Here is a 25,319-nt window from a genome sequence, read left to right as displayed (position 1 = left end):
TTTTAAATATCAATACCCATGCTAAATAAAAGCATCAAGTTTCTTATCCATAATAAGTTGGTAGCCGTATTGCTACTCGTTCTTTTTATAGGTTGGGGCACCGTTAATGCACCCTTTAATTGGAATACCGGTTTTTTACCGAATGATCCCGTGGCCGTAGATGCCATTCCCGATATTGGTGAAAACCAACAGATAGTCTTTGCCAATTGGCCCGGCAGGTCTCCTCAGGATATGGAAGACCAGATTACCTATCCCTTAACGTCTTCCTTGTTGGGGATCCCTGGGGTCAGAACCATTAGGAGCACCTCTATGTTTGGCTTGTCGAGCATTTACATCATTTTCGAGGAAGATGTAGAGTTCTATTGGAGCCGAAGCCGTATTCTAGAAAAACTAAACTCCCTGCCCAGCGGCCTGTTGCCCGATGGGGTAAATCCGTCCTTGGGACCCGATGCTACCGGATTGGGGCAAATATTTTGGTACACTTTGGAAGGAAGAGACCAAAAAGGGGCGGTTACCGGAGGATGGGACTTGCACGAACTGCGCAGTGTACAGGACTACTATGTAAAATATGGGCTTTCCTCGGCCAGCGGGGTGTCGGAAGTAGCATCTATAGGTGGGTATGTTCAGGAATACCAGATCGATGTAGATCCGGAACTGATGAAGCAGTACAATATTGGCCTAGAGCAGGTGGTGAATGCCGTAAAGCAAAGCAACCGCGATATAGGGGCACAGACCTTGGAGATAAACAAGGCCGAATATTTGGTGCGTGGCCTAGGGTATATTAAATCTTTGGAAGACATTAAAAATACCGTAGTAACTGCCGAAGATTATACGCCCATCCGTATTATGGACATTGCGAAGGTAAACCTGGGGCCAGCCGAACGTCGTGGTATTTTGGACAAGGAAGGTGCTGAGGTTGTTGGGGGAGTGGTCGTTGCCAGATACGGTGCTAACCCAATGGAGGTCATTAATAACGTAAAGGCAAAAATAGCCGAAATGAGCGCTGGGCTGCCCTCAAAAATATTGGCCGATGGCCGTACTTCCCAACTGACGATCGTACCGTTTTATGACCGGACGGAATTAATACAAGAAACCTTAGGAACCCTAAACGAAGCCCTATCCCTAGAGATATTGATCACCATTTTTGTGATCATCGTGATGGTATTTAACCTCAGGGCATCTATCCTTATTTCGGGACTCTTGCCCGTTGCCGTGTTGATGGTCTTTATTGCCATGAAATTTTTTAATGTCGATGCCAATATTGTGGCCCTATCGGGGATTGCCATCGCCATTGGTACCATGGTAGATGTGGGGGTCATCTTGTCCGAAAACATTATCCGGCATATGGATGAAAACAAGGAGAAGCTGCCTATTAATACGGTCGTTTACAATGCTACCGAAGAGGTGTCCGGGGCCATAGTAACTGCCGTACTGACCACTATTATAAGCTTTTTACCGGTATTTACGATGATAGGGGCCGAAGGGAAACTATTTAGACCCCTGGCCTTTACGAAAACAGCCGCCTTGTCTGCCGCCCTTATCGTTAGTTTATTTCTGATTCCTCCCTTTGCAGCCATGCTATTTAAAAAACGGACTATTAGGACAACGGTTGGGTATTTCTTAAATGCGTTGATGGCCATTACAGGAGTGGTTGCCTTGTTCTTTGGGTACTACCTAGGGCTAGTTTTATTGGCCTTTGCGATAGTACGCTTTTTAAAAGGGCAAGATAAAATAACCGATAAACAGGCCAATCTGGCCAATATTGCGGTATCGGTAGGAACTATAATGGTCCTTTTGGCCCAATACTGGAGGCCGCTGGGACTCGATAAGAACTTGTCGTGGAACCTACTGTTCGTAGCGATTATATGTTTTGGACTCTTAGGGGTATTTACCCTGTTTAGGAGGTATTATGTGCGCATTTTACAATGGGCATTGCAACATAAATTGTTGTTCCTATCCATCCCCACTTTACTTGTGGTCCTTGGAGTTCTTATCATGAAAAATACGGGCAAGGAATTTATGCCTTCTTTAAATGAGGGGTCTTTTCTGTTGATGCCTACTTCTATGCCACATTCTGGGGTCGAAGAGAATAAGCGGGTATTGCAACAGTTAGATATGGCTGTGGCCAGTATTCCCGAAATAGAAACCGTTGTAGGGAAATCGGGGAGAACAGATTCTGCCCTAGATCCTGCTCCCTTGTCCATGTACGAGAATATTATTCAGTATAAATCAGAATATATGCTGAATGAGCAGGGGGAGCGACAACGGTATAAGGTAAATGAAGATGGTTATTTTATACTTCAGGATGGTAGTATGATCGTGAATCCCAATAGCGAAAATATCGATCATGACCAGCATGGTCCAGAAACCCCTATTACCGCCAACATATCAAGAAAACAACTCATTGCCGATGACGATGGGGAGTATTTTAGGAATTGGCGCCCCTCTATAAAGTCACCAAACGATATCTGGAACGAAATAGTGGCCGTAACCCGTTTACCTGGGGTTACTTCCGCTCCAAAATTGCAACCTATAGAAACGAGGCTGGTAATGTTGCAAACGGGAATGCGGGCTCCGATGGGGATAAAAGTAAAGGGACAGGATCTTAAACAGATAGAAGCCTTTGGAATGCAATTAGAGGCCATTTTAAAAGATGCCGAAGGGGTAAAAGAAGAGGCTGTTTTTGCTGATAGGATTGTAGGGAAACCTTATTTGTTACTAGATATCAATAGGGAGCAATTGGCACGCTACGGTATTATGATCGAAGATGTACAGCGCATTTTGGAAGTCGCCGTAGGGGGTATGACCCTTACCAAAACCGTAGAAGGCCGCGAACGCTACGGGGTACGGGTACGCTACCCAAGGGAACTTCGCGGGAATCCAGAGGAACTAAAGAACATCTATGTGCCCGTTGCCAAAGGGAATCCCGTTCCATTAAGCGAACTGGTAACCATGCGCTACGAACAGGGGCCTCAGATGATCAAAAGTGAGGATACTTTTTTGGTCGGCTATGTGCTATTCGATAAATTGGACGGTTTTGCCGAAGTAGATGTCGTAGAAAATGCACAGGCCTTGATTTTGAGTAAAATAGAAAGTCAAGAACTAGTGGTGCCCAAAGGCATTAGCTACCAGTTTACAGGAACCTATGAAAACCAACTAAGGGCCGAAAAAACATTGGCTATCGTAGTGCCTTTGGCACTAGCCATAATTTTCCTGATCCTGTATTTCCAATTCCGATCCGTGGCAACCTCTTTTATGGTGTTTTCCGGAATTGCCGTGGCTTTTGCCGGGGGCTTTATAATGATATGGCTGTACGGACAGGACTGGTTTTTGAATTTTAATTTCTTTGGTGAAAACCTCCGTGATCTCTTTCAGATGCATACCATCAATTTAAGTGTGGCCGTATGGGTAGGGTTTATTGCCCTTTTCGGAATTGCTACCGATGATGGGGTGGTCATGGCTACCTATCTGACACAGACTTTTGATAGAAATAACCCAACGACCAAAGAAGGAATATGGGCATCGGTGGTAGAGGCAGGTGAAAAACGTATCCGTCCATGTCTGATGACTACCGCAACAACCATGTTGGCGCTTTTACCCGTACTTACTGCAACAGGGCGTGGGAGCGATATTATGATCCCTATGGCCATCCCGAGTTTTGGTGGAATGCTGATAGCCCTGATCACCTTGTTTGTAGTACCGGTACTCTTTAGTTCCAAGGCGGAAATTGCCTTGAAATTGAAGGAAAAAAACAGTGGCAATAATTTAAAATTAGACGAATAATGAGAACCGATCATAACTATTATAACTCAAGAGGAAGGCTGTTATTTGCCGCCTTGTTCCTGACGCTTTCTGTGCAAGGCCAGGATCTGGGCAGCTTGGTCATGGATGCCTATGCCAACAACCCAGAAATAAAGGCCTTTGAATTGCAGTATCAGGTCGCTACCGAAAAAATAAAAGAGGTAAACACACTGCCCAATACGACCATGGAGGCCATGGTATTGGCCAATCCGCCAGAGAATATAGCGATGTCGGAGGTGGCACAATTTGAAGTGATGCAAATGTTTCCTTGGTTTAAGACCATTACGGCCAGAGAAAATTATGTAGCTTCCTTGGCCGAAGCACAGTACGAGGATATTGCCATTGCCAAACGAAAATTGGCGGCTTCTGTTTCCCAATCGTATTATACCTTGTTTGCGAACCAAGGGAAACAAAAGGTTTTAGTAGAAAACATAGCCTTATTAAAAACCTATGAGACCTTGGCCCTAAATTCCGTGGAAGTAGGAAAGGCATCTTCCGTAGATGTCCTTCGCTTGCAAATGCGACAAAATGAACTGCTCGCTTTAAAAAAAGTCTTGGAACAAGAGTACCTATCAGAACAGAGCCAGTTGAACAGTCTGCTAAACAGGGATAAAAACACTCCCGTGCTGGTGAGCATGGAATTGGACGGACTTTCCGATGAGCTTCCTTATGATGAGAAGAACTTACAGTTGCATCCCGAACTATTAAAATACGACAAGCTTTTTAAATCGGTAACCCAATCAGAACTGCTGAACCAAAAAGAAAGTGCGCCGATGCTTGGCCTTGGGATGAGCTATACCGTAATGGGAATGCACAAGGATATGGTCATGCCTATGGTTTCCCTATCCATCCCTATTTTTAATAATAGTTTTAAGTCTAAAAGCAAGCAGAACGAACTAAAGCAACAGGAAATAATTGTTCAGAAACAAAGTAAATTGAACACTTTGGAAGCTGTGTTGGACAAGGCCGTGAAAGCACGAAAGGCGGCAAAAATTAATTATGAAACACAGGCCCAAAATTTGGTCCAAGCTAAAAATGCAGAAGAGATCCTACTTAAAAGTTACGAGACTGGAACTATAGATTTTAGGGACATTCTGGAGGTGCAGGAATTACAATTGAAGTTTCAAACTGGCCAGATAGAAGCGATTAGGGATTTTCAAGTGCAATCGACCATTATTCATTACCTAAGAAAGTAAGTACAGCAAGGCAGGAATGCCATAAAGCTGCATATTTTTGACGTATCAAATCATTAATACCGAATGTAACTGACGGGGAATTCAGTTTTAAAATAATTATTAATTAACTATAAATACCATTTAAGATGAAAAGAAGAAATGTATCAATGCGAATGTTAGCCTTGGGATTAGTAACTGTTATTACCATGTCTTGTAAAGAGGCAAAGAAAGAGGCAGTTCAAGAAGACAACGCAGTATCTGTAGAGGCAAATACAAGCACTCAAGAAACTACGGCAGCAGGAACTATCATCGATAGCTACCTAGAATTAAAAGATGCCTTGGTGGCAGATAGTCAGGAGAATGCTGCAAAGGCAGGAGAGACCATGCTAAAAAAGATATCGGAATTCGATATGGCATCCGTTGAAGCTTCCAAGCAATCCGAACTAAAAGAAATTATCGCTACTGCTAAAGATAAAGCGACCCAAATTACCACAGGAGATATCGCTAAACAAAGAGAATACTTTGAAGGCTTAAGCAGTGCTATCGTAGATTTTGTGGCGATTGCCGGAACATCAAAAACCTTGTACCAACAATTTTGTCCTATGTACAATAACAACAAAGGCGGTATGTGGGTAAGTGCAAAGGAGGCTGTTAAAAATCCATACTTTGGAAGCGGTATGTTGAACTGTGGTTTTGTTCAGAAGGAAATCAACTAACAGGGAAGTATAGTTTTTGGACAGGGGCTATAAGTTTCTAGATTGTTCGTAAATTAAAGGGTAATAAGCTTGTTCTTAAAAAGAAGCATGAAAAAAAAGATTCTCGTCAAAAATATGGTTTGCAATAGGTGTATAAGCTTTTTGGAACAGGAGTTCAAAAAGGTAGGCCTGGTTGTGGTATCCATTTCCTTAGGAGAGATTGTTTTCTTGGAAAAAGAAGGCGTCGATGAGGCTTTTATAGAAAGCCTGCTGAACAAAAATGGCTTCGAACTGGTAAAAGAGGTCGGGCTGATGGTAAACGAACAGCTAAAAATAGCTTGCATTGAAGCTATTGACAACCTAGAAGCGGCAACAGAGGAAAACTTATCGGCTTACCTGTCCAAAAAACTAAAGAAGGATTATTCGGTACTGAGCAAAATGTTTAGTAAACAAGAGGGTATTACTATAGAAAGGTACTATATCAATCTAAAAATTGAAAAAGTCAAGGAATTGATTCAGCTGCAACATCTTAATTTTTCTGAGATAGCCTATAGTCTAAACTATAAAAGCAGTAGCCATTTGGCAGCACAGTTTAAATCGGTAACCGGAATGTCTATGAGCGATTATAAGAATTTGCAGCAATGGGACAGGAAATCATTGGACCAAATAGTATAAACATCCTCCATAATTGTGAAAACACAAGCTAGGGGTAAAGGCTACATTTGAGTATTCAATTAAAGACCTAAACAATGAGACATACCTATAAAATTTTCGGAATGACTTGTAATGGCTGTAGAAGCCATGTCGAAGCGACCTTGAAACAGGTTGCAGGGGTTACGGAGGTATCGGTAGACTTGGCAAAGGCCGAGGCTACGATAAGCATGACCGAGCATATCCCTTTAGAGAAATTCCAAGAAGCCTTGGCAAAGGAAGGAGACCGCTATAGTATTGCTATGCCGGGGGAGGAGCAACTTCAGCAGCGGGAATCCGATAAAGAGCTTAAAGGAAATGGCACAGCTACCTATAAAATTTTCGGAATGACTTGTAATGGCTGTAGAAGCCATGTCGAAGCGACCTTGAAACAGGTTGCAGGGGTTACAGAAGCATCGGTAGACTTGGCAAAGGCCGAGGCTGCGATAAGCATGACCGATCAAATCCCTATAGAGAAATTCCAAGAGGCCTTGGCAAAGGAAGGAGACCGCTATAGTATTGCTATGCCGGGAGAGGAGCAACTTCAGCAGCGGGAATCCGATAAAGAGCTTAAAGGAAACGGCACAGTTACCTATAAAATTTTCGGAATGACTTGTAATGGCTGTAGAAGCCATGTCGAAGCGACTTTGAAGCAGGTTGCAGGGGTTACAGAAGCATCGGTAGATTTGGCAAAGGCCGAGGCTACCATAAGCATGACCGAGAATATCCCTTTAGAGAAATTCCAAGAAGCCTTGGCAAAGGAGGGAGACCTTTATAGTATTGCCATGCCGGGGGAAGAAAATCCCCAACAGCATAAAACGCCTAAAAAAACGCCAAAAGGTAGCGGTACGGGTACCTTTTATTGCCCTATGCATTGCGAAGGCGATACGATTTATGACAAGGCGGGCGATTGTCCGGTCTGTGGAATGGATTTGGTGGAAGAAGTGAAAATGGATGCCTTTGGGGCTAGCCAATATACCTGTCCTATGCATCCGGAAGTACTAAAGGACGAACCCGGGGATTGCCCCATCTGTGGTATGGATCTAGTGCCCAAAGAAGCCGATATATCTGCCGAAGAAAAGAATTATAAGAAGCTGCTAAGCAAGTTTTGGATAGCGGGGATCTTTACCCTGCCCATTTTTATAATTGCCATGTCCGAAATGGTACCGAACAATCCATTGTACGACATGCTTTCAATGACCTATTGGAACTGGATACAATTTGTGCTTTCTATCCCCGTAGTATTTTACGCTACATGGATGTTTTTCGAACGTGCCTATCGTTCCCTAAAGACCTGGAACCTCAATATGTTTACCCTGATCGGTATCGGTGCAGGAGTGGCGTGGTTGTTCAGTGTTTTTGGCTTGTTATTTCCCGATTTTTTCCCTGCCCAGTTTAAGACGCATCACGGAACCGTACACGTATATTTTGAAGCAGCTACCGTTATCCTAACCTTGGTGTTGATGGGACAATTATTGGAAGCACGGGCCCATAGTAAAACAAATAACGCCGTAAAGGAATTGTTGAAACTGGCTCCCAATAAAGCGATACGAGTAGTCGATGGCAAGGAAGAAACCATCGCTATTGATAAAATTAAAATAGGAGATTTATTAAGGGTAAAACCGGGAGAAAAAATACCCGTGGATGGGGCCATTCGCGAAGGCAATACTTCTATAGACGAATCCATGATCACCGGGGAACCTATTCCTGTAGATAAGGGAGAAGGCGATACGGTAAATTCGGGGACCATTAATGGAAAGCAATCTTTTTTGATGGAAGCCCAAAAAGTAGGGTCCGATACCCTGCTGGCCCAGATCATCGATATGGTGAACAAAGCTAGTAGGAGTCAGGCACCGATACAAAAACTGGCCGATAAAATCTCTGGTTATTTTGTGCCCGTGGTAGTCATCATAGCCGTGATTACCTTTGTAATATGGGCAAGTTTTGGTCCGGAACCGGCCTATGTGTACGCATTGGTCAACGCTATTGCCGTACTTATTATTGCATGTCCCTGTGCCCTAGGTTTGGCCACTCCTATGTCCGTTATGGTGGGCGTTGGGAAAGGAGCGCAGTCTGGAGTGTTGATCAAGAATGCAGAAGCCTTGGAGAAGATGGATAAGATAGATACCCTTATCATAGACAAAACAGGGACTATCACCGAAGGAAAGCCTTCTGTAGAACGAGTAGGCAGTGCCTCTTCCGAGTACACCCAAGAGCAAATTGTACAATATGTGTACGCGCTTAACAACCATAGCGAGCACCCTTTGGCAGAAGCAACCGTTGCCTATGCCAAAGAGAAAGAAAGTACCCTGTTGAAAGTATCCGATTTTATGTCGGTGACCGGAAAAGGGGTCACCGGAACCGTGGAAGGGAAGTCACTGGCCTTGGGCAATAAAAAAATGATGGAAGAAGCGCAAGTAAGCCTGTCTGACGAATTGCTGGAGACGGTGATGAAAGAGCAGAAAAAGGGGAAAACAGTGCCTTTCTTAGCTATCGACAGTATTGGTGTAGGCTATGTGGTCATCAGTGATAAAATTAAAGAGAGCAGTAAAAAAGCCATCGAAGAACTGCAGTCACACGGGGTAGCGGTAATGATGCTAACCGGGGATAATCACGATACTGCCAGTGCCGTGGCCCAAACCCTGAATTTGGCCGATTTTAAAGCAGAAATGCTGCCGGAGGATAAACTAAATATAGTTACCCAATTACAAAAAGAAGGTAAAAAGGTAGCGATGGCCGGAGACGGTATCAACGATGCCCCTGCTTTGGCAAAGGCCGATGTAGGGATCGCCATGGGAACCGGAACCGACGTAGCCATAGAAAGCGCCGCCATTACCCTTGTAAAAGGAGATTTACATGGAATAGTAAAGGCGCGGAATTTGAGTGTGAAAGTGATGAAGAATATAAAACAGAATTTATTCTTTGCGCTTATTTATAATAGTCTAGGGGTACCTATTGCCGCCGGATTGCTGTTTCCGGTTTTTGGGCTGTTATTGTCTCCCATGATTGCGGCACTGGCCATGAGCTTTAGTTCGGTATCGGTGATTGCCAATGCCCTGCGATTACGAACAACAAAAATTAATTAAGAATTAATGAAGAAAATAATTTGTATTTCCATATTCTCCTTAGCATTATTTAATTGTAAAAATGCTAAAGAACCCAAGGCCAAAGGCCATCAACATCCAGTGCCAAAAGAAGTGGCCAGTACCGCAAATAAAGTACTAAGTCCACACACTTCGGTAATGACAATGATAGGCGATGCCCATATTCATATCGATTACTCTTCCCCTGGTGTAAGAGACCGGATCATTTTTGGTGGATTACTACCCTTTGATGCCGTATGGAAAGCAGGAGCCCACATGGCTACTTGGATAGAGACTGATAAAAATCTGAGCATAGCAGGGCAAGTGCTGCCCGCAGGGAAATATGGTTTTTTTGTGATACCTACAAAATCCGAATGGACCCTCATATTCAATTCCAATTGGAATCAACATGGGAAAGACGATTATAAGGAATCAGAAGATGTACTGCGTTTTCAGGTTACCCCAAAAACCTTGGATACGACGAAGGAGCACCTAGAATATTCCATAATAAAGAAGAACGATAGGGAAGGGGAAATTTCAATGGCTTGGGAAAAGATAGCCGTAAGCTTTCCTTTTAAAGTATCAAATTAAGGGGCAAATTATATAAGTGCCGTTTTTGAAAAAAGACCCTGGTAGGAAAAGCAATGTAGAGCATTGAACTATGTGGATCTGAGATAAATGAATTAATAAGAATAAGATGAAAAAGTACATACTATATGTCGGGATATTACTAGCAGGTCTCCTAATGGGATGGCTGCTATTTGGAGAAAGTGCCAGCAAAGAAGATCAACACGATCATTCCGGGGAAGTGGCCGAGAGTCAGCTATGGACCTGTTCCATGCATCCTCAGATTATGCAGCCCGAAGCTGGGGACTGCCCCATTTGTGGTATGGACCTTATTCCTGCGGAGTCTGGCGCGGACGGTTTGGCTGCCGATCAGTTTAAAATGACCAAAAATGCCATGGCCTTGGCCAATGTTCAGACGGCTATGGTAGGCGCTGGAGAAGCTGGTGAGAACAAGCTGAAACTATCAGGGAAAATTAAAGAAAATGAAGAGGCCAATGCTGTACAAGCTTCTTACTTTGAAGGAAGGGTAGAGAAATTAGGGGTTAGTTTTACTGGGGAAACGGTAAAGAAAGGGCAACTTTTGGCCACTATCTACGCCCCTGCCCTAGTAGCGGCGCAACAAGAACTTATAACGGCGGCAAGCTTAAAGGCTACACAGCCTTCGCTCTACAAGGCCGTGCGCAATAAATTAAGGTTGTGGAAGCTAAGCGAAGGGCAAATAGACCAAATTGAAACTTCGGGAAAAGTGAGAGAAAATTTTCCGATCTATGCCACTGTTGCCGGAACGGTTTCCGAAAAACTGGTGCAGGAAGGCGACTATGTGAAGCAGGGGCAACCTCTATTTAAAATTGCCGATCTAAACTCGGTTTGGGCAGTATTCGACGCCTATGAAAATCAAATACCTTCACTAAAAGTCGGGCAAACAGTAAACATTACTGCCAAGGCATATCCCAATAAGGAATTTGAGGCAAAGATCTCATTCATCGACCCAAGGTTGAATACCAGTACCAGAACAGTAATGGTACGGGCAACATTACAAAATAAGGATGCTACTTTTAAACCGGGAATGTTCGTTGAAGGGAAAATCGATATTTTAGGCAAGCAAGATGATGAGGTAATTGTTATTCCAGAAAGTGCCGTCCTTTGGACCGGAAAACGCTCTTTGGTATATATAAAGGAAAGTAGCGATGAGCCTATTTTTCAGCTGAGGGAAGTAACCCTAGGAATACTGAGCAATGGTAGCTATACCGTACTCAGCGGTTTGGAAAATGGGGAAGAAATTGTCGTTAACGGAGCCTTTACCGTAGACGCGGCGGCCCAATTAATGGGAAAGAAATCTATGATGAACCAAAGTGGAGGAAAAACGACAACAGGGCACGAAGGACATTCGGGCAGTATGGGCCAAGAATCCGCAACCGAGTTAAAAATAGCCTGGTCGGCTACTTTGGAGGCCGAGTTCAAAAAGGTAATCGCCGCATACTTGGAAATGAAGGATGCCTTGGTTGCCAGTGATGCGGCCTTGGCAAGTGCAGCGGCAAAGAAAAGTTTAGCGCCCCTAAAGAAACTGGGGAAAGACAAGGGACTTGACGCAAGTGCCAAGGAGTACTTATCATCGTTGGAAAAACAGTATTTGACCATTTCCGAAACGGAGGATCTTAAAAAACAACGTGCGGAACTTGTAACCCTATCCGACCATATGATCACCATAGGCGCCAACCTCAAAGAAGGATCAGCGCCCATATATATTCAACATTGTCCTATGGCCAACAGCGATAAAGGTGCTTATTGGTTGAGTAGGGAGAAAGATATTAAGAACCCGTATTACGGCGACAGTATGTTACGCTGTGGTAGTGTGGTAGACTCTATAAAATAATATTTTTAACGAGTACCTATTTAATGGTTCATGGTGATTTTTCCTTAAAAAAGAGAAGGTTGCTATGGGCCATTTTTATTTTAAAATCATATAACTAACCTTCTCTTAACATACGTTCTTATTTTATAAACTTTCCCTAACAATCTCATAACCCCTTAAAAACTCCTTACCGTAAAAAAGTAAGGAGTTTTGTATTCAATAATTCACCATTTGTACCGAGGTACGAATTAAACAAGGAAATAGTTGAAAGCAGGGAAAAGAGATATCAGGTTTTTGTTATATGGGGCGTTTGCTTCCTTTGGCACATATTTTTGTATGTATGCCTTTCGAAAGCCCTTTACGGTGGCTACCTACGAGGATTTTTCTTTTATGGGAATCGACTACAAAATTATCCTGATCATTGCCCAAGTAATTGGGTATATGCTTTCCAAGTTCATTGGTATAAAGGTAATTTCGGAACTTAAACCTCAAAAACGCATCTATTATTTAATAGGAATGATCCTTTTAGCCGAGCTTAGTCTCCTTCTCTTTGGAATAACCCCAATGCCCTATAATGTTATTTTTATGTTTCTAAACGGTCTGCCATTGGGGATTGTTTGGGGTATTGTTTTTTCATATTTGGAAGGTCGCAAGTTTACAGAGTTTCTTGGGGTTGCCCTATGTTCTAGTTTTATCGTTTCTAGTGGGGTAGTAAAATCGGCTGGACTTTTGGTGATGGAAAAATGGCAGGTTTCCGAGTTTTGGATGCCGGCGGTTACCGGAGCGGTTTTTATTGTTCCTTTTGTATTTTTTGCCTGGTTGCTCAATAGGATGCCACCACCTACGAAAGAAGATGAACAGCTAAAAACAGCACGGAAACCTATGACTGCAAAAGATCGTAAAAAAGTGTTTGGGGCTTTCTTTTTTCCGATAGTGATTTTGGTGGTCTTCTATACCTTTTTAACGGCATTGCGCGATTTTAGGGATAATTTTACCAGGGAGATATGGGATTCCCTAGGGTTTGAAGGGAACGCCGCTATCTATACCTTTTCAGAAATACCCATCGCCGTTTTAGTATTGGTGATCATCGGGGTCATCGGGCTATTAAAAAGTAATTACAAAGCTTTTGTCTCTTATCATTATTTATTGCTTTTTGGCACCGTGGGCATTGGAATAACAACCTTGCTTTTTCAGGGTGGAGTTATTTCTCCGGTAGTTTGGATGATGAGCGTTGGTTTTGGGCTCTATATATGTTATGTGCCCTTTAATTGCATTTTTTTTGATAGGATGATTGCCACCTTTAAAATAAACGGCAATGCCGGATACCTGATTTACATTGCCGATGCCTTTGGGTATTTGGGAAGTATGGCTGTACTCCTTTATAAGAATTTTGGACAGAGCAATATTTCATGGCTTAACTTTTTTATAGGAAGCTCTTACCTGATTGCTGTTTTAGGGGGTGTAATTGCGGTGATATCCTTGGTCTACTTTAAAAGAAAATATAGAAAAGAGAATAGTTTAAAAATTAGTAGGGAAACATCACATCCCGAAATGCAACTAATAGAATTATGAAGAAAAAATATGACCTTATAGTCGTTGGTGGAGGTGTTTTGGGCACTTTTCATGCCTATGCGGCGATGCAATTGGGGCTGAAAGTGGCCTTGATCGAAAAAAACAATGCTCCCCAAGGAGCCACAGTACGCAATTTTGGGCAGGTAGTGCCGTCGGGCATGGACTCTAAGTGGCAGGCCTATGGAAGGGAGAGTTTGCGAATATATAAGGAAATACAATCAAAATTCGATATTTCTGTACGCCAACAGGGGTCTGTGTATTTGGCTTCTAACGAAGAGGAGGTGCAATTGCTAGAAGAATTGGCGGCAATCAATAAACAGAATGCGTATAGCTCGCAGCTATTGACAAAAACCCAGTGCCTTGATAAATATAATGGCCTGCGTAGCGATTATGTAAAAGCCGGACTTTTTTTTCCAGAGGAAGTGATCGTAGAACCAAGGGTCATGATCAATAAATTGCACGGCTATATGAAAGAGATAGGACTCGAGCTATTTTTTAATAAAAAAATAATGCAGTGCGAATCTTTGGCCGACGAGGTGGTGTTGACCACCGCTATGGGGGAAACTTTTAAAGCGGCAAAGGTGATGATTTGCAATGGGAGCGATTTTGAGACCTTGTATCCCAAGACCTTTCAGGAAAGCGATCTAGTAGTTTCTAAACTACAAATGATGAGTACCAAACCCCAACAAAACTATAAATTGCAAGGCTCTATCTTAACCGGACTATCTATTAGGCGCTATGAGGCTTTTGAAGAATGTGCTTCCTATAAAGCTATAAAGGCCAAAGAAAGCCCCGATTCCCTCGAAAAAAAGTGGGGCGTCCATATATTGTTCAAACAAGCGTGCGACGGTTCGGTTATTCTTGGCGACTCTCATGAATACGCCTCCGCAAAGGAAAAGGATCTTTTAGGGTTTGATTTGAATATGGACATTGATAACTTTATCATCGAGGAATCTAAAAAAATAATGGACCTGCCCACTTATGACATTCAACATCGTTGGTTTGGGATGTATTCCCAATGTAAAACAACCGATATTTATCAAAAAAATATGGATGATAATATTCATATCGTTACAGGAATAGGAGGAAAGGGAATGACAGGAAGCGCTGGGTTTTCCAAGGAAAATATTACGAAACTTTATAATAAGGAAGAATGCACACTATAGAATTAGCCGTATTTGATATGGCAGGAACCACGGTCAATGAAGATAATGTGGTGTACAAAACCTTGCAAAAGGCAATCAATAAAAAAGGCTTTGACTTAAGTCTGGACTTTGTCTTGGAACATGGCGCAGGAAAAGAAAAGCACCAAGCGATAAAAGATATACTAAAGGCCAACGATGCTGTAGATAGTAGCCCTAATACATCGGAAATTTTCGAGGACTTTAAGGGGATGTTAAAACAAGCTTACCAAGAACTAGAGGTAAGTAGTTATGATGGGGTACCAGAACTGTTGGAAAGTTTAAAAAAGGCAAATATTAAAGTAGCCTTAAACACAGGCTACGATAAAAATACGGCCCAATTGCTATTAGATAAAATGGGATGGTGCCAAGGAGTCCAATACGATGCGCTTATTACGGCCGATGATGTAAAATTGGGCAGGCCAAATCCAGACATGATCGAAGAAGCCATGAACTTGTTGCAGGTAACCGATGCTCAAAAAGTGCTGAAGGCAGGCGATTCTATTATTGATATTCAAGAAGGTAAAAATGCTCACTGCGGGATGACCGTTGGAGTTACGTCAGGAGCCCATAATAAATCCCAGTTATTATCGGCCAATCCTACCCATGTCTTAGCCTCCCTAGCGGAATTAAAAGACATCCTTTTAAAAGAAGCCTAGGTATAAAAATTAATGCAATTCTTGAAAACGGACTTTGATCGGTAAGATCAATGTCCGTTTTTTTTATGCCCGATTTTGTAAAGGAGCCAAGGCGGCCGGCGCTTACAAAAGCAATTAAAGCTCTTTACCATCCCTATATTTTTGATTCCCAAAGGACCCTTCCCTTCTAATGGCTTCAAGGTCAGAATAGTTTCGTTGAAGGTTAGCGGTTCCTAGCAAATACAGGCTATTTCATAGTCATTGCCTCTGTATTTTACGGCTAACCTTTAGTTAACAATCCTAGCGGTATTATTACAATCACTTAATATAAAGGAAGGGCTTGGTTAATGTAGTCGAGGCATATTTGCGGCATATTAACAAACAACTAACGCAATCTTTCAAAAACATGATTAAAACGAAACTATTATTGATACTGGCGGTTCTGGCATTTGTCAGCGGCCACTCCCAAAAAATATTTGAGGGGACGGTTTTGGACGAAAATAATTTTCCATTGCCAGGGGCTTCCGTTGTTATAAAAGGAAGTACCACCGGGACAGCAGCCGATTTTGACGGGAATTTCCAGATAGCATTGCCAACAGGAACAGAAACCTTGGTGGTTTCCTATATAGGGTATATTTCCTCGGAATTTGCCACGGCAAATAAACTCAGGGCCGATATTCAGCTTTTGCCAGACTCTCAAAAACTCGATGAGGTGGTGGTAACCGCATTGGGAATTAGTCGTGCCGAGAAAAAAATAGGCTATGCCACCCAAACTATCGATACCGAAATAATCGAAGAGGTAAACGCACCAAATGTGGGGAGCTTGTTTTCTGGTCAGGTAGCCGGACTTACGGTTAGTAATCCGACCGGATTATTTCAAAAACCTTCTTTTTCGCTGAGAGGTAAAACACCGCTGATCGTTATAGATGGTATTGCCGTAGAAACAGACTTTTATGATGTTTCGGCCAACGATATTGCCAACATCAATGTATTAAAAGGAACCACAGCATCGGCTCTCTACGGATCTAGAGGGAGGAACGGAGCAATTTTGATCACCACAAAAAATGCCAAAACCGATGGCTTGGAAGTTTCTGTATCCCATAATACCATGGTTTCGGCCGGCTTTACCGTATTTCCCGAAACACAAAATGAATACGGAAACGGTTCCAATGGAAAGTATGAGTTCTGGGACGGAAAAGATGGTGGTGTATCCGATGGAGATATGATCTGGGGACCTAAATTTGAGCCTGGGGTGATGGTATCACAATGGAACAGCCCTATTTACGATAATGTCACTGATGAAACTATTCCATGGTGGGGCGATGTTTCCGGAACTCAGTACGACGATAAGTCGCGCTATTCCAGGGTGCCGACTCCATGGAAATACCACAATAACCTAAAAGACTTTATGGAACCGGGGTATATCGCATCAACAGATTTTGCGATAGCCAATAAATCGGAGAAAGGGGCCTTTAGATTATCCGGAAATTTCTCTAGCCAAAAAGATAGGGTGCCCAATGCCAGTCTTAAAACTGGGGGACTTAGTTTTAAATCGACCACCAACCTTTCCGAGGCCCTTACCTTGGACAGTAAACTGTCTTACAACAAGGTATTCTCCCCTAATTACCCACGACACGGATACGGCCCCAAAAACCATATGTATACTATTCTTATATGGATGGGTGATGACGTAAATGGAAAGGAATTGGACGAACACCGTTATGTTCCGGGACAGGAGGGCTACAGACAGGCAAATTATAATTATGCCTGGTATAACAATGTGTACTTTGCCGCTCATGAGCTGAACCAGAAATACGATGCCAACCTGATCAATGCACAAATGGCATTGAACTATAAAATTACCGACGATCTAAGCCTACAGGCAAGGGGATCGGCAGTGGTTCAGGATATTTTTGAAGACCGCCAAAGTCCTAAAAGTTATTTGAATTACGGAGATGCCAGGGATGGAGACTATAAAACATGGAACAGCAATAAGCTAACCGTAGATTACGATATCCTAGCATCTTATAACAAGGATTTGAGCGATGATCTTTCTTTTGATATCAATGCCGGAGCAGCTTCTTTTTATAGAAAATACCAGCAAGAATACAATTCTACCGATGGTCTGGTAGTACCCTTTGTATATAGCTTAAACAACACCAAGGGTGCGGTGGCAGCAAAAACCTATTTAGAAGAAAAGGCTACCAATAGTGTGTACGCTACTTTTGGCATGGATCTTTACAATTCGGTGTTCCTAACCCTGGCAGCCAGAAACGACTGGTCTTCTACTTTGCCCAAGGCAAACAGATCCTATTTTTACCCTTCGGCATCCTTAAGTACCGTAGTGTCTAATTATGTGAACTTTCCGGTGGGGATAGATTATGTAAAGGCCTTTGGTTCTTGGGCAAAGGTGTCTAGCGACCTTGGTCCTTATAGTACCGAATCTTTTTATACCAATAATGGTGTATTTGGCGGAAACGTAAAATTGGAATACCCCAATGGTTTGGTCAATGCCAATATTCAGCCAGAGAGCTCTAACTCTTTCGAATTGGGACTAAGTTCGGCGTTTATACAAAACCAAGTCCGCTTGGACCTTACTTACTACAATGTAGTCGATACCAACCAGATTATAGATTTGCCTATTTCTAACACTTCTGGTTTTGAAAGCCGTAAGGTGAATGGAAACGAATATACTACCAAAGGATTAGAGCTTGTTCTGGGAGCTACCCCTTTCCGTACGGATGATTTTAGATGGGACGCAACGGCCAACTGGAGTAGAAAGGTAAGGCGTATCACAGAAATTTATGGAGATAATGCTACCTATAATAATTTAAGACTCAATGACCGCGCCGATAGCTATTATGCAACCGTATGGCAGAAATCTGCTGCAGGAGATTTGATTTTAAACGACAAAGGAATGCCGGTACGGGATAATTTTAAACAGCAATTGGGACATACCGACCCTAGTTGGACCTTGGGTCTTCAAAACAATTTTAAATACAAGAAACTTTCCGTAAATATCGGTATCGATGGGGTATGGGGCGGATTGATGCGTTCTTTAACCGTTGAAAAAATGTGGTGGGGCGGTAAACACCCTAATTCTACGGAGTACCGGGATGCGGAATACGCGGCAGGCAAGCCTGTTTATGTTCCCGAAGGTGTAACGGTAACCGGAGGAGAATTGGTACAAGATGTAGATGGTACCGTCATTTCCGATACCAGAACCTATCAAGAAAATACCACAGCCGTTAGCTGGCAGACCTGGTCGCAGAACTACCCTTACCGAGCCGCAGTTACCAATAAGGAAAATAAAAAATTCGCGAATATTTTTGATCGTAGCTTCTTTAAACTGCGAACCCTTTCCTTTAAATACGATTTAACCGAACTGGCCAATATAAAAGGAGTAAAAAGCTTAGAGACGACCTTAAGCGGATATAACCTTTTCGTTTGGAAGAAAGCAGATTTGATCGATCCAGATTTTGGAAATGACAACAACCTGCAAGACCCATCTTCAAGATACATTGGTATGGGTGTTAATGTTAAATTTTAGTAATAAGAAACACAATGAAGAAAATAAAAATATTATGCCACCTATTTATTCTGATAACCCTTTCGGCATGTCACGATTTATCAGATATTAACGAAAATCCGAATAACGTAGGGCAGACGCATCCCCAGTTATTATTGACCAATATTGCCAGCAAAGCTTTTACGGTCCAAGGCACCTCGGCCTTATATGCTTCTAGAATGCTAGTGCAAACCGATGGAGAAAGCAACAACCAATATTACAATTGGAACCGCGCTAGTTTTGGAGACTATAATATGTTGGGAGAAGTAACCAAAATGATGCAAGAAGCAGAACGCATCAATAGCACAGAATACATCGCTCTTGCCAAATTCTTTAGGGCTTATTACTTTTACAACCTGAGCTTAACCTTTGGCGATATTCCGTATAGCGAAGCCCTCCAAGGGGAAACAGCGGAAAATTATGCTCCTACATACGATTCCCAGAAAGAGGTGTTTATAGGAATATTAAAAGAACTGGCAGAAGCCAACGAACTATTAAGGGACAATACCAACCTTATTGCCGGGGATATTATTTTTGGCGGCAATACCCTAAAATGGCAAAAGTTGGTCAATTCCTTTAGGCTAAAGGTACTGATGACCCTTTCTAAAAAAGAAGGAGATGCCCAATTGGGAATTAAGGAGTCCTTCGCTTCAATTTATGCCAACGAGCCTATTATGGTTTCTAATGAAGACAATGGGCAATTGGTGTACGCGGACGAAGAAGGCAGTAGGTACGCAGAGTTTAATTCTAGTAGCTATGGCTCTGGGATGTATATGTCTGCCACCTTTGTAGAAAGGTTAAAGGATAGGCAAGACCCTAGGTTGTTTATCTTTTGCGGAAGGACAAAGAATGCCAAGGAAGCAGGTTTGGCCATAGACGATTTTAATGCCTATGAAGGTGGCGATCCATTGGCCCCTTATGCCGAAGTAAACGATAAGGCCGCTGCCGGTGACGTGTCTAAAGTGAATCTACGGTATTCTACAGACCCCACTACCGAACCTCACAACCTGATGGGGTATTGGGAGCTAGAATTTATCTTGGCGGAAGCAGCTGTAAGAGGATGGATAGCCACCCCTGCCAAAACCCATTACGAGAATGGCGTTAAAGCATCTTTTAGCTTTTATAACGACTATGCGAAAAATTTTGAAACTTATGTGGATGCGTCAAATGCAGCGACTTATTTAAGCGGTTCCTTGGTAAGCTTTGAAGAGGCGTTCCCAACGGCAAAAAAACTGGAACTGATCTTGACCCAAAAATATTTCACCTCCTTTTTACAGTCGGGTTGGAGAATGTATTTTGACCATTTAAGAACAGGATACCCAAGTTTTGCCCAAACCCCAGGGATTACACCCCCAACAAGATGGATGTATCCACAGTCCGAATACAACAACAATACCGCGAATGTTTCCAAGGCTATTGAAGTTCAATTTGGGGCTGGAAACGATAAAATACGGGAAATAAGCTGGTGGTTACAATAAGCGAATAAGAACGATTCAGTAACGACCTAGGACCAAAGGATATTTCTTTGGTCTTAGGTTGTTTTTATAAAACTGAAATATTTATTGTAATAAAGCCTTAGATACCAATATAAGAATGTTTATTTTTAGAAAAATAATTTCTTTTAAAGAAGTTATTAAACCAACCATATAACTACCCCATGATTAAAAGTATTTCGCTTAGCGGTGTCCTGTGTTTTCTTATGTTTATAGGTCACGCGCAACAAAAGGATGTAAGCATCCAAATAGAACCATACCTTCAGGATGCCACCCCAAATTCCATCAAAATTTTATGGCAAACCAACGCGGGGGAAGAAAGTATCGTAGAATGGGGGCTTACCCCAAAATTGGGAAAAAAATCAAAGGGTACTGCCTTCGATATCAACTTTACCGAGGCCAGGTTGCACGAGGTAAAAGTAGAAGGCCTTAAGCGTTTTACAGAATATTACTATCGGGTAAAAACCGATAAAGCCGTGTCGGACATATATCAGTTTAAAACACCTCCATTTGCCAGCGACCAGGAGTCTTTTAAAATTGTGGCCATGAGCGATATGCAAAAAGACCACAACAACCCAGATAAATTTTCAGAAGTGGTCAATGAGGGAGTCCTAACGTATTTGGAAAAAGAGTTTGGAGGCAGCCTGCCAAACAACCTTGCTATGGTAATGATCCCTGGCGATTTGGTAGAAAACGGAACCAAATACGACCAATGGAAAAACGATTTTTTTAATCCGGCAGAAAAATTGTTGTCCGAGGTTCCCGTATATCCGGTATTGGGGAACCATGAAAAGAATTCGGTGTTTTACTTTAAATATTTTAGCCTGCCAGAAAACGGTAGTCCTGCCTATGCCGAACATTGGTGGTTTAAAGACTATGGCAATACCAGAATAATAGGATTAAACTCTAATGACGGTTACAACAATAGCAGCGAACAATACCAATGGTTAAAAAAACTTTTGGAGGATACCGCCAAAGAGGAAAAAGTAGATTTTGTCTTTGCCCAATTGCACCATCCCCACAAATCGGAATTATGGATTCCTGGGGAAGAAGATTTTTCGGGGAAAGTGGTAGCCTTATTGGAACAATTCTCTACAGAAAGCGGAAAACCCAGTATTCACTTTTTTGGCCATACCCATGGATATTCGCGGGGTCAATCTAGGGATCATAAGCACCTTTGGATTAATGTGGCTTCGGCAGGTGGGGCCATAGATAATTGGGGAGAGTTCGAAGGCAGGGATTATGAAGAATTTAGCGTTACCCAAGACGAATACGGATTTGTAATGGTAGAAGTCGATGGCAATAGGGAAGATCCCAAATTCACCATTAAAAGAATCAGTAGAGGCAATGAAACCGAGTTCAGGGAAAACGAACTCAGGGATAGTATTACCGTTTGGAGAAAAGAACGAAAACCACTGCCGCCAGTGGCCCTTTCTCCAAATAATGAAACCGTTCATTTTTCGGGAACGACATTAAAGGCAGACGCATTTAAAACAAGTTTTAAGGATGCCTTCCATGCTGCTTCCCATTGGCAAATAGCCACGACCGAAGACTTTGAGAAACCTGTCTTTGAGAGCTGGAAACAACATGAAAACTGGTATTACAAGGAAAACAGGCAAAAAGACGATGACCTTACTGACGAGGTGACAAAACGCTTAGTACCAAACACCACCTATTTCTGGAGAGTACGGTACCGAGATCAAAATTTAAACTGGAGCGATTGGTCCAATATTTTAACTTTTAACACTATAATTTTAACCAAAAAATGAAAAAAAATTTAGTTACGCTTATGATGGTTCTTGTAGCGGGAATTTTCTCCAAGACCATGGCACAAACAGATAATAAGCCCAATGTGGTTTTAATTACTTTGGACGGACTCCGTTGGCAAGAATTATTTTCGGGAGCCGATCCCTTATTGGTAGCGAATAAAAAATATGTTGGCGATACTACGGAATTAAAATCCCTTTTCTGGCGAGAGAGTGCCGAGGAAAGAAGAGCGAGTTTAATGCCTTTTTTATGGAACGAAGTAGTGAAGATAGGCCAGTTGCACGGAAATAGAAACCAGGGTAGCAAGGTAGATCTTACCAATTCTATGTGGTTTTCATATCCTGGATACAACGAGATTTTAACCGGTACAGCCGATGATGTAAACATCACCAGCAACAATAAGTTTAACAATCCCAATAAAACTGTTTTGGAGCTAGTAAACAATATCCCGGAATATAAGGGCAAGGTAGCTGCTTTTGGAAGCTGGGATGTCTTTCCTTATATCATCAACAAGGAGCGCTCCGGAATTCCTGTGAATGCCGGCTTTGATTTGGCTCAAGGAGACGATTTAACAGACCGCGAGCAGTTTTTAAACAAATTGCAGCAACAATTGCCAAGTCCATGGGGATCTGTAAGATTAGATGCCTTTACACATCACTTTGCTTTGGAACATATGAAAAAGAAACACCCTAAACTTATGTTTATCTCCTATGGGGAAACCGACGATTTTGCCCATGATGGCGAATACGATGCCTATTTAAAGGCAGCCCATAATACCGATGGCTTAATTAAGGAATTGTGGGAATACACCCAGGCAGACCCTTTTTACAAGGACAATACTACTTTTATCATCACTACAGATCACGGTCGCGGAACCGAACCATTAGATACGTGGAAAGGTCATGGTAGTAGTATAAAAGGAGCTGGCGAAGTGTGGATGGTAGCCTTTGGAAAAGGCGTTAAGGCCTTGGGAGAGCTTACAGGAAACGAGCAGATGTTTACCACCCAGATAGCGCCTACGGTTATAAAAGCCTTGGAAGCCCCTAAAAAAGCATTCGACTTAAAGGCAAAACCAATACGATTAAATTCAAAATAATCACTAGAATTAGGGATCACAAAAGCCGCTACAGCCATGTAGCGGCTTTTGTCGTATTAACCCCTTTGTACTCCCTATCAATGGGTAACCGCCATGGCTCCAATTTCCTGGTGTATGGCCTTTAATACTTCCTCTTCCCGTTTTAATTCCTTAAGAATAGTATTTTTAGAACTTTCAAAGCCTTCTTTTAGCGCGCCAAAAAGGTTTTGGTAATACGCCACGCCTTCGAGCATATTGGTGACAAAGGTTCGTAAGTACTTCTCTTGTTTTTTATCCATGGCACCTTCAGCGGCCGACAACTTGTTTTTAAGATAGTCCATATAAAGTCCCAACTCCTTCATAAACATATGAGGCCTATCGGTCCGGACAATAACATTTCTCTGACCATAAATATGGTCTGTCATTTCTTTTAAACGCATGGTTCTGGAAAAATAGGCCATATTGGGCCCTGGGCAAATAGAGACCCCTGTTCCTTCGGTCTTGGTATCCAAATCATAGGCCAACAAGGCAGAAGTCCCCAAGCCGACACAGGTACAGGATTTTTCCGTTATTTTTTGCCACCGCTGCTCGTATACTTCCTTGGAAACATCTTCTGCCTCCAATTCCTTAATTTTTAAATGTTGGTACTGCCTAGAAGCGGTACAAAGGCCTTCCTCCTTATAATCCTTGTTTAAGGCTACAAATTTTTTGGGACACGAACTTCCGGGCCTGTTTTTATCAATCAATTTTTGCTTTTCCATATCCTTGGTGTTTCCTCTAAGGTTATGGAAGGGAACGCCCAAGGGAGAAATATCGCTTAAGTACAGATCTTTTTCTTGGGCATCTACCAGCTTATTACGGGTGTCCCTATCTACGGTTGTCGCTTCTGGGACCAATAAAAAGGGTGTTCCCCAGCCCACGGAATCTACCTGGTAGTGGTCTAGTAAAAAGGAGTGTTCTTCGGCAGTACCCACCCCACCTTGGGCGGTGATCTTTAAGGGTAAGGAGGCAGTGGGCAGGGATCGGTTTTTTTGCGCCAGGGCCGACATTAAAATACCGTGCACCTCCTTTATATAGGATTCCCGATTATGCTGAAATTCTGCTAAAATAGGTCCCATTAAGTAACCGTCCGTCGCAAAAGCATGCCCTCCGCAATTCAATCCGGACTCTATTCTATATTCGGAAACCCACAGTCCCTTTTTGGCCAAAAATTTGCCCTGGATCAAAGCCGACCTATAATCGCTTACTTTGAGTACTATTTTCTTTTGAACGACCCCATTGTTATCGGGATAAAAGTCCTCAAAATGCTCCATATAGCTGTACAACCTCGGATTCATACCGGCCGATAAAATTAAGGAAGAGCAAAGGTCGCTATTGGCGTACCCACGTAAGGCCGCATGCGCATCGTTATAAATCACCGCTTGCTTCTCTTTGCCGATGTAATTGTCCTTATCTACCTTGGTCATGATATTGACATCGATACTGCCCATGGTCAAATGTTCCTGGTACCATTTTTTGAGGTCGGGGAGGTTAAAATCTCCCGAAGTTATTTTTAAAAACTCCTGTTTTAGAGTAGCTGAATCTGGTAGTAGCTGAAAGTACTCTTTAATCTCCTGGCTTGTTTCAAGGCTCGAATTTTTTAAGGCCTCAAATTTTTGGTGCGCCAATTTGTTTACCATATTCAGATAAGAGGTAATTCGTTTTGCTCTAAAATCTTCGAACTTATCCGTAATTTCTTGATAGGGGAGTTCAAATTTTTCACAATACATTTTCCTTAATTTCTCCAAGAGAATATCATCTACCAAAGAAATTACCGAGTCAATACCCAAATGTGCAACTTTTAAGGGGGTATCTATGGTAAATCCAATGCCCATTACCGGAATATGAAAGCTGTGCTGTTTCATTTTATTCTTTTTTTGTTCTTGGCCAAAACCATTGATGAGGGTGTGTATATAAAGGATGGCAATACATAATTTTCCTCAAAATCATCAGTTCCCATATCAATTTGGTTGGACCGTTTATGAATAGGCAAAATTTATACGAAATGGCCTCTTAGAATATGATTTTTGTCAGGTTTTGTGTAAAAAATATAATCGTAGCACCTCCTATCCGTAGCGAAATACACAATAGGGAGGTGAAAATGACTTAAAAGATTAAGATGA

General features: G+C 42.3%; 15 protein-coding genes. 14 read left to right on the top strand and 1 reads right to left on the bottom strand.

Annotated features, from left to right (window positions below; translation table 11 throughout):
- Positions 1–18: 18 nt before the first annotated feature.
- The 14 genes from HCG49_RS08550 (at position 19) to HCG49_RS08485 (ending at position 23,178) form a co-directional block, all read left to right on the top strand.
- Positions 19–3,783 carry an efflux RND transporter permease subunit gene (locus HCG49_RS08550; RefSeq protein WP_168469108.1) on the top strand — a complete coding sequence of 1,255 codons (3,765 nt, stop codon included), beginning with the start codon at positions 19–21 and terminating at the stop codon, positions 3,781–3,783.
- Entirely contained in the window at positions 3,783–4,997 is a 1,215-nt protein-coding gene (locus HCG49_RS08545; protein ID WP_168469107.1) for a TolC family protein, read from the top strand. The genes HCG49_RS08550 and HCG49_RS08545 overlap by 1 nt, the downstream gene beginning before the upstream one ends.
- A gap of 125 nt (positions 4,998–5,122) precedes the next feature.
- The gene (locus tag HCG49_RS08540; RefSeq protein WP_168469106.1) at positions 5,123–5,692 is read left to right on the top strand and encodes a DUF3347 domain-containing protein; all 570 of its coding nucleotides are present in this window, start codon (positions 5,123–5,125) and stop codon (positions 5,690–5,692) included.
- Positions 5,693–5,779: 87 nt separating this feature from the next.
- Positions 5,780–6,346, top strand: coding sequence for a helix-turn-helix domain-containing protein (locus HCG49_RS08535; protein WP_168469105.1), 567 nt, complete (start codon positions 5,780–5,782; stop codon positions 6,344–6,346).
- A 74-nt stretch (positions 6,347–6,420) separates the two neighbouring features.
- Positions 6,421–9,447, top strand: a complete 3,027-nt coding sequence (locus HCG49_RS08530) for a heavy metal translocating P-type ATPase (protein ID WP_168469104.1) — start codon at positions 6,421–6,423, stop codon at positions 9,445–9,447.
- Positions 9,448–9,453: 6 nt separating this feature from the next.
- Positions 9,454–10,035, top strand: a complete 582-nt coding sequence (locus HCG49_RS08525; protein ID WP_168469103.1) for a DUF2911 domain-containing protein — start codon at positions 9,454–9,456, stop codon at positions 10,033–10,035.
- 106 nt (positions 10,036–10,141) lie between these two features.
- Entirely contained in the window at positions 10,142–11,884 is a 1,743-nt protein-coding gene (locus HCG49_RS08520; protein ID WP_168469102.1) for an efflux RND transporter periplasmic adaptor subunit, read from the top strand.
- A 243-nt stretch (positions 11,885–12,127) separates the two neighbouring features.
- The gene (locus tag HCG49_RS08515) at positions 12,128–13,435 is read left to right on the top strand and encodes a DUF5690 family protein (protein WP_168469101.1); all 1,308 of its coding nucleotides are present in this window, start codon (positions 12,128–12,130) and stop codon (positions 13,433–13,435) included.
- Positions 13,432–14,601: a TIGR03364 family FAD-dependent oxidoreductase gene (locus HCG49_RS08510; RefSeq protein ID WP_168469100.1), complete on the top strand. Its 1,170-nt coding sequence runs from the start codon at positions 13,432–13,434 to the stop codon at positions 14,599–14,601. Before HCG49_RS08515 ends, HCG49_RS08510 begins: the two co-directional genes overlap by 4 nt.
- A complete protein-coding gene (locus tag HCG49_RS08505; RefSeq protein WP_168469099.1) occupies positions 14,589–15,275 on the top strand; it encodes a phosphonatase-like hydrolase in 687 nt (228 codons plus the stop codon). The genes HCG49_RS08510 and HCG49_RS08505 overlap by 13 nt, the downstream gene beginning before the upstream one ends.
- 385 nt (positions 15,276–15,660) lie before the next feature.
- On the top strand, positions 15,661–18,804 hold the full coding sequence (locus tag HCG49_RS08500; RefSeq protein ID WP_168469098.1) for a SusC/RagA family TonB-linked outer membrane protein: 3,144 nt from the start codon (positions 15,661–15,663) through the stop codon (positions 18,802–18,804).
- Between the two features lie 14 nt (positions 18,805–18,818).
- Positions 18,819–20,300, top strand: coding sequence for a SusD/RagB family nutrient-binding outer membrane lipoprotein (locus HCG49_RS08495; RefSeq protein ID WP_168469097.1), 1,482 nt, complete (start codon positions 18,819–18,821; stop codon positions 20,298–20,300).
- A 179-nt stretch (positions 20,301–20,479) separates the two neighbouring features.
- Positions 20,480–22,084 carry a purple acid phosphatase family protein gene (locus HCG49_RS08490; protein ID WP_168469096.1) on the top strand — a complete coding sequence of 535 codons (1,605 nt, stop codon included), beginning with the start codon at positions 20,480–20,482 and terminating at the stop codon, positions 22,082–22,084.
- Positions 22,081–23,178 carry an alkaline phosphatase family protein gene (locus tag HCG49_RS08485; protein ID WP_168469095.1) on the top strand — a complete coding sequence of 366 codons (1,098 nt, stop codon included), beginning with the start codon at positions 22,081–22,083 and terminating at the stop codon, positions 23,176–23,178. The genes HCG49_RS08490 and HCG49_RS08485 overlap by 4 nt, the downstream gene beginning before the upstream one ends.
- A gap of 77 nt (positions 23,179–23,255) precedes the next feature.
- Here HCG49_RS08485 and HCG49_RS08480 read toward each other — a convergent pair whose 3' ends face one another.
- The gene (locus HCG49_RS08480) at positions 23,256–25,061 is read right to left on the bottom strand and encodes a hypothetical protein (protein ID WP_168469094.1); all 1,806 of its coding nucleotides are present in this window, start codon (positions 25,059–25,061) and stop codon (positions 23,256–23,258) included.
- Between the last annotated feature and the right edge of the window lie 258 nt (positions 25,062–25,319).

Origin of the sequence: Arenibacter sp. 6A1, from assembly GCF_012272855.1 — a bacterium.
Lineage (GTDB): Bacteria > Bacteroidota > Bacteroidia > Flavobacteriales > Flavobacteriaceae > Arenibacter.
Note: the sequence above shows the minus strand (reverse complement) of the source record. Positions and strands in the feature narration are given on the sequence as shown.

Coding starts and splice junctions, on each gene's coding strand:
- HCG49_RS08505 (WP_168469099.1), top strand. CDS start 14,589: ATGCACACTATAGAATTAGCCGTATTTGATATGGCAGGAACCACGGTC.
- HCG49_RS08485 (WP_168469095.1), top strand. CDS start 22,081: ATGAAAAAAAATTTAGTTACGCTTATGATGGTTCTTGTAGCGGGAATT.
- HCG49_RS08495 (WP_168469097.1), top strand. CDS start 18,819: ATGAAGAAAATAAAAATATTATGCCACCTATTTATTCTGATAACCCTT.
- HCG49_RS08500 (WP_168469098.1), top strand. CDS start 15,661: ATGATTAAAACGAAACTATTATTGATACTGGCGGTTCTGGCATTTGTC.
- HCG49_RS08525 (WP_168469103.1), top strand. CDS start 9,454: ATGAAGAAAATAATTTGTATTTCCATATTCTCCTTAGCATTATTTAAT.
- HCG49_RS08520 (WP_168469102.1), top strand. CDS start 10,142: ATGAAAAAGTACATACTATATGTCGGGATATTACTAGCAGGTCTCCTA.
- HCG49_RS08535 (WP_168469105.1), top strand. CDS start 5,780: ATGAAAAAAAAGATTCTCGTCAAAAATATGGTTTGCAATAGGTGTATA.
- HCG49_RS08545 (WP_168469107.1), top strand. CDS start 3,783: ATGAGAACCGATCATAACTATTATAACTCAAGAGGAAGGCTGTTATTT.
- HCG49_RS08530 (WP_168469104.1), top strand. CDS start 6,421: ATGAGACATACCTATAAAATTTTCGGAATGACTTGTAATGGCTGTAGA.
- HCG49_RS08480 (WP_168469094.1), bottom strand. CDS start 25,061: ATGAAACAGCACAGCTTTCATATTCCGGTAATGGGCATTGGATTTACC.
- HCG49_RS08510 (WP_168469100.1), top strand. CDS start 13,432: ATGAAGAAAAAATATGACCTTATAGTCGTTGGTGGAGGTGTTTTGGGC.
- HCG49_RS08550 (WP_168469108.1), top strand. CDS start 19: ATGCTAAATAAAAGCATCAAGTTTCTTATCCATAATAAGTTGGTAGCC.
- HCG49_RS08540 (WP_168469106.1), top strand. CDS start 5,123: ATGAAAAGAAGAAATGTATCAATGCGAATGTTAGCCTTGGGATTAGTA.
- HCG49_RS08490 (WP_168469096.1), top strand. CDS start 20,480: ATGATTAAAAGTATTTCGCTTAGCGGTGTCCTGTGTTTTCTTATGTTT.